Below are 12,339 nucleotides of genomic sequence, written 5' to 3' on the forward strand. Positions count from 1 at the left end.
TTTTTAATTATCAATTTAAATGCTAAAATAAATAGAATATTGTGAAAATTAGTACTTGTTCGTTGACTTTTTGTTTGTAAAGTGGTAAATTTTAAGGAAAAATTATAATTCAAAGATTAAGGGAGATGTTTAATTGTGCGTTTATATGTTTTAGCTGTGTTAGTAGACAATATTCCCGGAGTACTTAATAGAGTTTGTGGGCTTTTTAATAGAAGAGGATATAATCTTGAAAGCGTAACAGCAGGGGTTACGGAAAATGAAAAGATATCTAGGTTAACATTAATTGCAAGCGTAAATAATGAAAGTGAAATTGAACAAATTGTAAAGCAAATAAAAAAGATTGAAGTTGTTCACAAAGTAGTTCTTTTAAATAAAGATGAATCTGTGTGTAGGGAAATAATGCTTATAAAAGTAAATGCTGAAGGAGTACAAAGGCAGGAAATATTAAATACGGTAACTATTTTTAGAGCATCAGTTGTAGATGTTACGACAAAAACCTTTACTATAGAAATAACTGGAAATAAGAGCAAAATAGAGGCATTTCAAAAAATGCTTGAACCCTATGGTATTATAGAGGTTGTAAGCAGTGGAAGTATTGCTATTCAAAGAGGACAAAATTCCATAACTAGTTAGAGTTTTAAAACTAGTTAGAGAATACATATTTTAAGTACAAGGGAATCTAAATAGGATTTCCTTAATTTTTATAAAATTTTTGCAATTGCAAAGTTTAATAGTCTATTGATTGATGTATGATTGAGTTTTTTTATAATGATAAAAGTAAAATAGAGCACAAAAAAACAACCACAGACCGCCATGGGGCGAAAATCTGTCGCTGTACCACCCAAATTATTACTCTTATATATATAACGGCGTCTACCGGCATCACCTACTTTTTATATTAAAAAATATAAATTTCAGTTTGCAACTCTGGAGTGATTTTCAACAACTGTAGCTTATGGGTTCGCACCAACTCCCACTCTCTGAAAGCATATTTTTGTTTACTTTTCTCCGTCATCGTTTTTAAGCTTATGACTAATATACTATAAAAAAAAATATGTGTCAATAACACTTTTTGAATTTTTATAAATTGTAGTTGTTTCCAATATTAAACTTATTTAAATAAATATTATATTATTAATAAATTTAATACAGAGAAAGAATTGAATAGTGATTTGTTAAAATATAAAGCTAAATACTTAAAAGTTATTAAATATTATGAGGTATATAAAAAATAATAATAATAAAACGAAAAGGGTGTTGACATTTTTTGAATTAGGTATTATTATCATTTCATAGTCCAGTTGATGATGAGTTGATTTTTTATTGAGTTTTACATAATGTTATAAAAGTTTTATTCACTATTGATATTTAGGGATAGGTTTATATTAAATATTATATTTAGTGATTTATTATTACTTTAAGTTAAAAGTTTGGGTGGTACCGCGCGGCCATAGTTCTCGCCCCAAGGAGAGAATATGGGTCGTTTTTTTATACCAAAAATTACAAGAACATATCAAAACTTAAAGAATAGTCGAAAAAATTGAAATAATTATAATAATCATAATTTTAAATTAATTAAAGTGGGAGGTTAGATATGGGCAAGGAAGAGAAAGTATATATGTTTGATAGCATTCTAAGAGACGGTTCTCAAGCACAAGGAGTTTCATTTAGTGTAACTGATAAGATTAAAATAGTAAAAAAATTAGATGAAATGGGAATTGATTATATAGAAGCTGGAAATCCTAGCTCAAACCCTAAAGATAGAGAATTTTTTGAAGAAATAAAAAGTTTGAAATTTTTGAATTCAAAATTATGTGCTTTTGGCAGTACTAGAAGATCAGGAATAAAAGCCGAAGAAGATGAGGGACTAGAAAAGCTCATAAACAGTGGTGCAGATGTACTTGCAATATTTGGCAAAGCATGGGATTTTCAAGTCACTGATATAATAAAAACTTCTCTTTCTGAAAATCTAAATATGATTGGTGACAGTATAGAATATTTAGTTTCACTAAATAAAGAGGTGGTGTTTGATGCAGAACACTTCTTTGATGGATTTAAAAATAATAAAGAGTATTCTATAGAGGTTTTAAATGTTGCCAAAAGGGCAGGAGCAAAGTGGATTGTACTTTGTGATACTAATGGAGGTACTATGCCAAATGAAGTAATTGATATAATTCAATACTTGGTTAAAGATTTGAAGTTTGATAATATTGGTGTTCACTTTCATGATGATGCAGGTATGGCAGTAGCAAATTCAATTATGGCAGTACACTATGGTGTAAGACATGTTCAAGGTACTTTTACAGGAGTAGGAGAAAGGTGTGGTAATGCAAATTTGTCGAGTATAATAGCAAATCTAAGTTTGAAAATGGATTACACTACTATAAAAAAAGATATGCTTGAATATTTGACTGTAGCTTTTAGATACATATCTGAAGCTTGTAATATGACACCAAATGAGAGAACTCCCTATGTTGGTAATTGTGCTTTTTCTCACAAAGGTGGAATGCATATAGATGCTGTTAGAAAAAATCCAAAATCTTTTGAACATATAAATCCGGCAGCCGTTGGAAACTCAAGAAGGATACTTGTATCAGAGGTTTCTGGAAGAAGCACAATACTTCCGGCATTAAGAAAGATAAATCCTAAAATAGATAAGGATTCTCCAGAGACAAAAGCAGTGGTTAAAAGAGTAAAAGATTTAGAGTATATAGGATATCAATTTGAAGGAGCAGAAGGCAGTTTTGAGCTTCTTATGAGAAAAGAACTTAATGTATTTAAGCCTTCCTTTAAGCTTATAGAGTATAAAGTTATTGCTGAAAGGCCATATATAAGTGATTTAAGTGCTACAGCAATAGTTAAAATAATGGTTAATGGAAAACTTGAAATAACAGCAGCAGATGGTAAGGGTCCTGTAAATGCACTTGATAAAGCTTTAAGAAAAGCGCTTGGTGTATTTTACAAGGAATTAGCTGATGTGTACCTTACAGATTATAAGGTAAGAGTAATTAGTGGAACTAAGGCAACTAGTGCCAAAATCAGGGTGTTAATTGAGTCTACAGATGGTATTTCCACATGGACAACTGTTGGTGTTTCTTATGACATAATAGAAGCCAGCTGGCTAGCACTTGTAGATTCAGTAGAATATAAATTAATACAAAGTAACAAGGAGGAATAAAACAATGAAAAAACCGATGACCATGACACAAAAAATACTTGCAAATCATGCAGGACTTGATTATGTAGAGGCAGGACAGCTTATAACAGCTAAGCTTGACCTTGTTTTAGGAAATGATGTAACTACCCCAGTAGCAATCAAAGCATTTAAAAATATGGGGGTAGACAAAGTATTTAATAAGAAAAAGGTAGCTATAGTGCCAGATCATTTTACACCTAATAAAGATATAAAGTCAGCAGAACACTGCAAAATGATAAGACAATTTGCTAGAAGTAAGGAAATAGAAAATTATTTTGAAATAGGTGAAATGGGAATCGAGCATGCTCTTATTCCAGAAAAAGGACTTGCTGTTCCTGGAGATGTAATCATAGGTGCTGATTCTCATACTTGTACTTATGGAGCACTTGGAGTTTTTTCAACGGGTGTTGGAAGTACTGATATGGCAGTTGGTATGGCTACAGGCAAAGCATGGTTTAAGGTGCCAGAGGCTATAAAATTTGTGTTAAAAGGAAAACCAGCAAAATGGGTATCTGGTAAAGATATAATACTTCACATAATCGGAATGATTGGTGTTGATGGAGCTTTATATAAATCCATGGAGTACACAGGAGAGGGATTGGAATATCTTTCTATGGATGATAGATTTACCATTGCCAATATGGCAATAGAAGCAGGGGCTAAGAATGGAATTTTCCCTGTAGATGATAAGACCGTTGAGTACATGAAGGGTAGAAGTGATAGAGAATTAAAGAAATTCCATGCAGATGAGGATGCAGTTTACAGTAAGGTTATAGAAATAGATTTAAGTACACTAAAGCCTACAGTAGCATTTCCACATTTACCTGAAAACACTAAAACTATTGATGAAGTTGGGGAGGTTACGGTTGATCAAGTAGTAATTGGTTCATGTACTAATGGAAGAATGGAAGACTTAAGAATAGCTGCTTCAATTTTAAAAGGTAAAAAAGTTAAGAAGGGAATAAGACTTATTGTATTCCCAGGAACTCAAAATATATATCTTGAAGCTATGGAAGAAGGTCTTGTTAGAACGTTTATAGAAGCTGGAGGAATTGTAAGTACACCAACCTGTGGACCTTGCCTTGGAGGACATATGGGAATACTTGCAGAAGGAGAAAGAGCTATATCTACAACAAATAGAAATTTTGTAGGTAGAATGGGTCATCCTAAGAGTGAAGTTTATCTAGCTAGCCCAGCAGTAGCGGCAGCTTCAGCAATAGCAGGAAAAATAGTATCACCAGAGGAGGTTTTATAATATGAAAGTTAATGGCGATGTTTTAAAATATGGAGATAATATTGACACGGATGTTATAATCCCAGCAAGATATTTAAATACTTCAGTACCAGAAGAACTTGCGAAACACTGTATGGAAGATTTAGATGTAGATTTTCTAAAAAAATTGAAAAAAGGTGACATTTTAGTTGGAGGAAAAAACTTTGGTTGTGGATCTTCAAGGGAACATGCTCCAATATGCATTAAGGCAGCAGGGGTTTCCTGTGTTATTGCCAAAAGTTTTGCTAGAATATTTTACAGAAATTCAATAAACATAGGTTTTCCAATACTTGAATGTGAAGAAGCTGTTAATGATGCTAAAACAGGAGATAAATTAGAGGTGGATTTCATAGAAGGAAAAATTGTGAACTTAACTTTAAATAAAGAATACAAAGCGCAGCCATTCCCAGAATTCATGCTTAAAATAATGAAAAACGAAGGATTGACTAACTGTGTTAAAGATGGATTATTTTAATTAAATAATATTATTGGAGGGTTATTAATGAAAGAATATAAGGTTGCCGTTATTCCTGGTGATGGAATCGGTGTTGAAATAGTAGGGGAAGCTCTTAAGGTTCTTGAAAAGGTAGGAGCAAAGTATGATACTAAATTTAATCTTACAGAGGTGAAAGCAGGAGGATGTGCTATAGATGAATTTTCAGTACCACTTCCAGATGCAACTTTAGAAGTTTGTAAAAATTCAGATGCAGTACTTTTAGGAGCAGTAGGAGGACCTAAGTGGGATACACTTCCAGGAGAAAAAAGACCTGAAAAAGCGCTTATGGGATTAAGAGGAGGCCTTGGACTTTATGCAAACCTAAGACCAGCAAAGGTTTATGATGTATTGAAATCAGCATCTCCTTTAAAAGAAGAAATCATAAACAAAGGAGTAGATTTACTAGTTGTAAGAGAACTTACAGGAGGAATTTACTTTGGAGAAAGAGGAAGAGATGTTCAAAATGGAATAAATTCAGCTTATGATACTGAAAGATATAATGTTGAAGAAATAAAAAGGATTGCACATGTTGCATTTAAGGCAGCTCTTAAGAGAAACAAGAAAGTTACTTCTGTAGATAAGGCAAATATATTAGAGTCTTCAAGGCTTTGGAGAGAAACTGTAACAGAAGTTGCAAAGGAATATAAAGATGTTGAATTAAACTACCTTTATGTTGATAATGCAGCAATGCAGCTAGTACGTGACCCATCTCAATTTGATGTAATAGTAACAAGCAACATATTCGGTGATATCCTTACAGATGAGGCATCAATGGTAACAGGTTCAATAGGAATGCTTCCATCAGCAAGTCTTAGAAATGACAGCTTTGGAATGTACGAGCCAATACATGGTTCTGCACCAGATATTGCAGGAAAAGATTTGGCTAATCCGCTAGCACAAATATTGTCAGTTGCAATGATGCTTGAATATTCTTTTAATATGACTGAAGCTGCAAAAGATATAGAAAATGCAGTAGAAAAAGTCTTGAATAGTGGCTATAGGACAGGAGATATTTACACAGAGGGAAGCAAAAAAGTTGGAACGAAAGAAATGGCTAAGCTTGTTTTAGCTGAACTTTAATAGATATGGTTTGACTGATTATCATTAATCAGTCAAACCTAAAAATCAAAGGAGTGATTTATATGAATTCTGATAAGGCAATGAAAGGAGTAGAAAGGGCTCCACATAGATCTCTTTTTAAGGCTCTAGGTTTTATAGATGAGGAAATGGATAGACCTCTTATAGGAATAGCTAATTCTTACAGCGAACTTATACCAGGTCATATGAATCTTGATAAAATAGTTAAAGCAGTAAAGGACGGAATAAGAATGGCAGGAGGTGTTCCTGTTGAGTTCGGAACCATTGGAGTTTGTGATGGTATTTCTATGAATCATAAGGGAATGAGCTATTCACTTCCTTCAAGACAGATTATAGCTGATAGTGTTGAAATTGTTGCTAAGGCTCATGCACTAGACGGACTTGTGCTTGTACCAAATTGCGATAAAGTAGTTCCAGGAATGCTTATGGCAGCAGGAAGAGTTAATATACCTTCAATAGTAATAAGTGGCGGACCAATGCTTGCAGGTAGAACAAATGGAAGAACAACAGATTTAAATTCTGTATTTGAAGGGGTTGGAGCTGTTTCAGCAGGAAAAATGTCTTTAGAAGAATTAGCAGAGTTAGAAAATACTGCATGTCCAACTTGCGGTTCTTGTTCTGGAATGTTTACAGCAAATTCCATGAATTGTCTTTCTGAAGTTTTAGGCTTGGCGCTTCCTTACAATGGAACTATACCAGCTGTATTTTCAGAAAGATTGAGGCTTGCTAAAAAAGCAGGTATGAAAATAGTTGAACTAGTTAAGAAAGATATAAAACCAAGTGATATTTTAACAGAGGATGCATTTATGAATGCAGTTGCAATGGATATGGCATTGGGTGGATCTACTAATTCACTTCTACATCTTCCTGCAATAGCTTATGAGTGTGATGTTGAAATTAATTTTGATAAAATAAATGAAATAAGCGAAAAAGTTCCTCATGTTTGTAAATTAAGTCCAGCAGGCTATCATCATATAGAAGATTTACATATGGCAGGAGGAATACCAGCTGTTGTTAATGGAATTATGAAAAAGGGACTTTTAAATAAGGATTGTCTTACAGTTACAGGTAAAACTCTATATGAAAATGTTAAGGATGCTAAAATTAAAAATATTGATGTTATAAGAGTTGATAATCCTTATAGCGAAACTGGAGGACTTTCAGTTTTACGAGGTAACTTGGCTCCTGACGGTGCTATAGTTAAAAAGGCAGCAGTGGCTCCTGAAATGATGCAGCATAAAGGACCAGCTAGGGTATTTAATAGTGAAGAAGAGGTATCCGCAGCAATACTTGGTGGAAAAATAAATAAAGGTGATGTTGTGGTAATTAGATATGAGGGACCTAAGGGTGGACCTGGAATGAAGGAAATGCTTTCTCCAACAGCATCTCTTGCAGGTATGGGACTTGATAAGAGTGTAGCACTTATAACTGATGGAAGATTTTCAGGGGCAACAAGAGGAGCATCCATCGGACATGTATCACCAGAGGCAGCTGAAGGTGGTCCAATAGGGTTAGTTCATGAAGGGGATATGATTGAAATAGATATAGAAAAGAAAATTATAAATCTACTTGTTCCAGAGGAAGAACTAAAGAACAGAAAACCTGAAAAAGTAGAAAAACCAGTAAAGGGATATTTAAATACCTATAGGCAAGGAGTATCATCTGCCTGTACAGGAGCGGTTTTTCATAGTACAAAGGAGTGATGAAGGTGAAATATAACGGTTCCAGAATTATACTTGAGTGTTTGAAAGAACAAGGTGTAGATACTATTTTTGGATATCCGGGAGGAGCAGTTTTAAATATTTTTGATGCTTTATATTCATTTTCAGAGATAAAATGTGTACTAACATCTCATGAGCAAGGGGCATCACATGCAGCAGATGGATATGCAAGGGCTACAGGAAAAGTTGGTGTATGCCTTGCAACCTCTGGGCCTGGAGCTACAAACCTTGTAACAGGAATTGCAACAGCATACATGGATTCAGTACCTATGGTTGCCATAACAGGTCAAGTAGGCACAACGTTAATAGGTAAGGACTCATTCCAAGAAGTGGATATAACAGACATAACAATGCCAATAACAAAACATAATTTTATGGTTAAAAATGTTGAAGATTTAGCTAAAACTATAAGAGAGGCGTTTTATATAGCTAAAAGTGGAAGACCTGGTCCTGTTTTAATTGATGTTCCTAAGGATGTAACTGCAGATGAATGTGAGTATGAACCTAAAGCACCAGAAGAAATTAAAAAGTTTGAGGTAAGTGATAAAAAAGTAGATGAAGCTGTAGAGCTTATTTTAGAAAGTAAAAAGCCAGTTATAATCGTGGGTGGTGGCTGCAATATATCTGAAGCACAAAAGGAACTTAAAAACTTTCAAGAAAAACTTAAATGCCCAGTTTGTGCAACAATGATGGGGCTTGGAGCTTTTAGTGGAAAAGACGATATGTTTACTGGTATGGTTGGAATGCATGGAACACCAGCTTCAAATAGATCTATATGTGAAAGTGATCTTGTTATAGCTATTGGATGTAGATTTAGTGATAGAGTAACAAGTAATGCAGATACCTTTGCAAAAAATGCAAAAATACTTCATATAGATATCGATGAAGCAGAGGTTTCTAAAAATATTAAGGCAGATGGATTTATAATTGGTGATGTTAAAGAAGTTCTTAAAAAGGTAAACGAGAAGCTTAAAAAAAGAGAGAATAATGAGTGGACAGAGTATTCATTGTCACTTAAGAAAAAGGATAATTCTAAGATAGTAAGAGTAAATAAAGATGAAACTGTAAATCCAGTGTATGTAATAAGAAAATTATATGAGCTTACAGATGGTGATGCTATCATAACAACAGAGGTTGGACAAAATCAAATATGGGCAACTCAAGGATATATATATACTAAACCTAGAACTTTTATAACCTCAGGTGGACTTGGTACAATGGGATATGGATTTGGGGCAGCTATAGGGGCTAGTGTTGGAAAAGAAAAGATGACCTTTGATATTGCTGGTGATGGAAGCTTTAGAATGAATATAAATGAACTTGCTACAGCAGTTAGATATAAATTGCCTGTAAAAATAATTGTATTAAATAACAATGTTCTTGGCATGGTTAGACAATGGCAAAATCTATTTTATAAGAAGAGATATTCGAGCACTACTTTAGAAAGAGATACTGATTTTGTGAAAATAGCAGAAGGTTATGGTGCACTTGGATTAAGAGTTTCTACAAATGAGGGAGTAGAGGCAGCACTTAAAAAGGCGATAGAATATGATGGACCAGTAGTAATTGATTTTACTGTAAAAGAGGATGAAATGGCAACTCCTATAGTTCCACCAGGAGCGAATATTGAAAATATGGTTGTGCTTGATTAGAATATATTTTTTTATTAAAAAGTGACTATACAAAACTAATATGTATAGCACTTTTTAATTTTTTGTACTAGATTAAAATAACATTGAGTTAAAAATTAAATTATATTAAATATAAAATTGAATAAAAAAGTAAATTAATTTATAATTAATATTATCATGTAAAATTAACTAATGAGGTGCTAGCAATATGAATAAAAAATTATCAGCATTTGTCACACTTATTATCATGTTTATTGCCGGAGTAATAGGTTTTATAAAATTTAGAACTACATTTATGAATATATTAGTTATACCAGCCGAGATTATTACTAAAATACATTTTAAGACATCTCATATAGAAAATGCATTAATGTATTCAGGATATTATTCTCTTTTGTCTATGATTTTTTCAGCTATTTTTGCAGTGAGTTTAGTACTTTTGCTTGTAAATTTATTATCAAAAACACATGGCCCAAATTTTTATTCATCCTTAATAAAAATGCTTATTGTAATGGGAGTCAGTGGAGCAGTAATATATAGCAATTTTTGGGTTATTACGAAGGACAAAATATACTTTAGTTCTCCTACCACATTAGGTTCTATGATTAAACTTGATTACGATGATGTATCTAATATAGCTATAAATGTAAATGCTGAAAAAGGTAGTGGACCAATATTAAAGGTTGATTTGATTGCAAATGGAAATGATCTAGATTTATGGCAATCAGTTTCTGTTAATGATAATAATAAAAGTAAAGAAGTAAGAGATTTAATTTTTGTTTTGAAAACAAGATTTCATACCTCTGTTACAGTCAATAAACATGGGTATACTGAGTACGATAAAGATATAAATTATTTAACAAATTAAAAAATGGACAAGGGCAAATAAGATGCTATTTAATTGGCATCTTTATTTTTTATTAAAAACTAATGTATAATATTAGTATAGGTGGGCTATTTATCTAATGAGGTTCGGTGGTATTTTAACTTTGTAAGTAAATAAGAGGAGAATATGGAATGGATAATAAAAAAACAGCACTTATAACAGGGGCTACTAGTGGAATAGGAGAAGAATTTGCAAGAAGATTTGGAAAATTAGGTTATGATCTTATTATTACAGGTAGAAGAGAAAATAAAATGAAAATAGTAGCTGACGAAATAAAAAAAGAATCTAATGTGAAAGTGGATATTATAATTGTAGAGTTATCAGATGAGAAAGAACTTGAAAATTTAATCAAAGTAATAGAAAATAAAAGAATTGATATTTTAGTTAACAATGCAGGATTTGGAGTCAGTAATTTTTATGATAAAGAGCATATTGAAAATTTTATTAATATGGAAATAGTACATGTTAAAGTTCCTATGAGAATTACTTATACTGTACTTAAAGGGATGATAGAAAGAAATGATGGAGTAGTAATAAATGTATCATCGGAAAGTGCATTTTTACCTATGCCCCAAAATACCGTATATGCATCAACAAAAGCATTTTTGAAGATTTTTACGGAAGGACTCAATCTTGAGGTTAAGGCAAGAGGAAAAAATATAAAGTTTCAAGCCTTATGTCCTGGATTTACAAAAACTGATTTTCATGAAAAGATGGGTATAGAAAAATCAAGTCAGGTGGATAGGGGAATAATAAAATGGAGAACTCCAAAATACATTGTGGATTATTCTTTGAAGATGTTGAAAAAAGATAAAGTAATATGTGTACCGGGAATAGAAAATAGAATTTTAATAAGATTGTTAAGTTTGCTTCCAAAGAAAAACTATGAAAAGTTAATGGTGAATTTTTGCAGAAAAAGTTTGAAGGTTAAATAACTTTACTCTTTAAATTAAATAAATATTGATGTATAATATAAATAGCATATGCCAATAATTAAATTTAATTGAAATATTACTGAATATATGGAGGATGAACAGCATGAAGATAGCAGTACCTAATGATCAAAATATGGTCAATCAACATTTTGGTAAAAGTAAAAGCTTTATTATAGCAACAGTAGAGGATAATAAAATAGTAAATACTGAAGAAGTGTCTACTGTAGAACTTGCACATCAGCATCAAGGTTTAGCAGAGTTGCTTCTTAAAAATGAAGTAGACTTAGTTATAGTAGGAGGTATAGGAGCTGGTGCACTTACAGGTTTAAGTCAAAATGGACTTAAGGTTATAAGAGGAGCATCAGGAGAATATACGAAAGTTATTGAAAAATATATTAGTGGTGATTTGCAAGATAAGAATGTAATATGTAATCATCATGGTGAACATAATCATACTCATTAATTAAAAAACTCCGAAGGCTTATGTAGATTTAACCTTTGGAGTTTTTTGTTACAGCCTTGATTAATGGCATTTGACAACTTAAAAATTTTGGCTATCAATTCTATAAAATTCAGGATAGAAAATAACTTAATTGAAATAGTATAATTAATATATTGGAGTGCTGTAGAATATAGGGAGGAAATAAAGATGCCAAGACCAACAAAGTACAGAAAAGTAGAATTTTTTCCACAAAGTACGTATTTTATTCCACTAGGGAAGCCAAAATGTGAAATTAAAGAAATAGCTTTAAAGGTAGAAGAACTTGAAGCTATGAGATTAAAAGATATTGAAGGATTAAATCAAGAAGAGTGTGCAGCTAAAATGGAAGTTTCAAGGCAGACTTTTCAAAACATTATTGATGCCGCGAGAAAAAAAGTAGCTGTTGCTTTAACGGAAGGAAACGCTATAGTTATAGAAGGCGGAAACTATACAGTTAAATTTTGCAAGTTTAAATGCTTGAATTGTGGCAATACATATGAAGTGAATTATGAACAGGACAAACGTATATGTCCATCTTGTGGTTCGAATAACATTGTATGTAGTAAAAGGTCGGGCTGTTGTCGTAAATGGTGTAAATAAGTATTTGTATAAAATTAAAGTA

Annotated in this window: 11 protein-coding genes and 1 other annotated feature; all 11 genes read left to right on the forward strand. The window is 32.3% G+C overall.

Going from position 1 to position 12,339, the window contains the following annotated elements:
- Nucleotides 1–135: 135 nt before the first annotated feature.
- Complete coding sequence (gene ilvN / locus CLFE_RS03650) at nt 136–633, forward strand: acetolactate synthase small subunit (protein WP_077833981.1); 498 nt, start codon at nt 136–138, stop codon at nt 631–633.
- A 178-nt stretch (nt 634–811) separates the two neighbouring features.
- Nucleotides 812–1,024 (reverse strand) — a binding site (T-box leader).
- A gap of 570 nt (nt 1,025–1,594) precedes the next feature.
- Nucleotides 1,595–3,178 (forward strand): citramalate synthase, encoded by a 1,584-nt coding sequence (gene cimA / locus CLFE_RS03655; protein ID WP_077892337.1) that lies wholly within the window; start codon nt 1,595–1,597, stop codon nt 3,176–3,178.
- A 4-nt stretch (nt 3,179–3,182) separates the two neighbouring features.
- Nucleotides 3,183–4,451 (forward strand): 3-isopropylmalate dehydratase large subunit, encoded by a 1,269-nt coding sequence (gene leuC, locus CLFE_RS03660; RefSeq protein WP_077833978.1) that lies wholly within the window; start codon nt 3,183–3,185, stop codon nt 4,449–4,451.
- 1 nt (nt 4,452) lies between these two features.
- Nucleotides 4,453–4,944: a 3-isopropylmalate dehydratase small subunit gene (leuD, locus tag CLFE_RS03665; protein WP_077833977.1), complete on the forward strand. Its 492-nt coding sequence runs from the start codon at nt 4,453–4,455 to the stop codon at nt 4,942–4,944.
- A 27-nt stretch (nt 4,945–4,971) separates the two neighbouring features.
- On the forward strand, nt 4,972–6,045 hold the full coding sequence (gene leuB, locus CLFE_RS03670; RefSeq protein ID WP_077852032.1) for a 3-isopropylmalate dehydrogenase: 1,074 nt from the start codon (nt 4,972–4,974) through the stop codon (nt 6,043–6,045).
- A 62-nt stretch (nt 6,046–6,107) separates the two neighbouring features.
- Nucleotides 6,108–7,766: a dihydroxy-acid dehydratase gene (ilvD, locus tag CLFE_RS03675; protein WP_077833975.1), complete on the forward strand. Its 1,659-nt coding sequence runs from the start codon at nt 6,108–6,110 to the stop codon at nt 7,764–7,766.
- Entirely contained in the window at nt 7,766–9,436 is a 1,671-nt protein-coding gene (ilvB, locus tag CLFE_RS03680; RefSeq protein WP_349497243.1) for a biosynthetic-type acetolactate synthase large subunit, read from the forward strand. Before ilvD ends, ilvB begins: the two co-directional genes overlap by 1 nt.
- A gap of 187 nt (nt 9,437–9,623) precedes the next feature.
- Nucleotides 9,624–10,283, forward strand: coding sequence for a hypothetical protein (locus CLFE_RS03685; protein WP_077833973.1), 660 nt, complete (start codon nt 9,624–9,626; stop codon nt 10,281–10,283).
- Between the two features lie 149 nt (nt 10,284–10,432).
- On the forward strand, nt 10,433–11,236 hold the full coding sequence (locus CLFE_RS03690; RefSeq protein ID WP_077892339.1) for an SDR family NAD(P)-dependent oxidoreductase: 804 nt from the start codon (nt 10,433–10,435) through the stop codon (nt 11,234–11,236).
- A 103-nt stretch (nt 11,237–11,339) separates the two neighbouring features.
- Nucleotides 11,340–11,699, forward strand: coding sequence for a NifB/NifX family molybdenum-iron cluster-binding protein (locus tag CLFE_RS03695; RefSeq protein WP_077892340.1), 360 nt, complete (start codon nt 11,340–11,342; stop codon nt 11,697–11,699).
- 186 nt (nt 11,700–11,885) lie between these two features.
- Nucleotides 11,886–12,317 (forward strand): DUF134 domain-containing protein, encoded by a 432-nt coding sequence (locus CLFE_RS03700; protein WP_077833970.1) that lies wholly within the window; start codon nt 11,886–11,888, stop codon nt 12,315–12,317.
- Nucleotides 12,318–12,339 lie beyond the last annotated feature (22 nt).

The organism is Clostridium felsineum DSM 794 (assembly GCF_002006355.2).
GTDB lineage: Bacteria > Bacillota > Clostridia > Clostridiales > Clostridiaceae > Clostridium_S > Clostridium_S felsineum.

Excerpts from the sequence above, each read along its gene's own strand:
- cimA (WP_077892337.1), top strand. The coding sequence starts at position 1,595 with ATGGGCAAGGAAGAGAAAGTATATATGTTTGATAGCATTCTAAGAGAC.
- leuC (WP_077833978.1), top strand. The coding sequence starts at position 3,183 with ATGAAAAAACCGATGACCATGACACAAAAAATACTTGCAAATCATGCA.
- leuD (WP_077833977.1), top strand. The coding sequence starts at position 4,453 with ATGAAAGTTAATGGCGATGTTTTAAAATATGGAGATAATATTGACACG.
- leuB (WP_077852032.1), top strand. The coding sequence starts at position 4,972 with ATGAAAGAATATAAGGTTGCCGTTATTCCTGGTGATGGAATCGGTGTT.
- ilvD (WP_077833975.1), top strand. The coding sequence starts at position 6,108 with ATGAATTCTGATAAGGCAATGAAAGGAGTAGAAAGGGCTCCACATAGA.
- ilvB (WP_349497243.1), top strand. The coding sequence starts at position 7,766 with ATGAAGGTGAAATATAACGGTTCCAGAATTATACTTGAGTGTTTGAAA.
- CLFE_RS03685 (WP_077833973.1), top strand. The coding sequence starts at position 9,624 with ATGAATAAAAAATTATCAGCATTTGTCACACTTATTATCATGTTTATT.
- CLFE_RS03690 (WP_077892339.1), top strand. The coding sequence starts at position 10,433 with ATGGATAATAAAAAAACAGCACTTATAACAGGGGCTACTAGTGGAATA.
- CLFE_RS03695 (WP_077892340.1), top strand. The coding sequence starts at position 11,340 with ATGAAGATAGCAGTACCTAATGATCAAAATATGGTCAATCAACATTTT.
- CLFE_RS03700 (WP_077833970.1), top strand. The coding sequence starts at position 11,886 with ATGCCAAGACCAACAAAGTACAGAAAAGTAGAATTTTTTCCACAAAGT.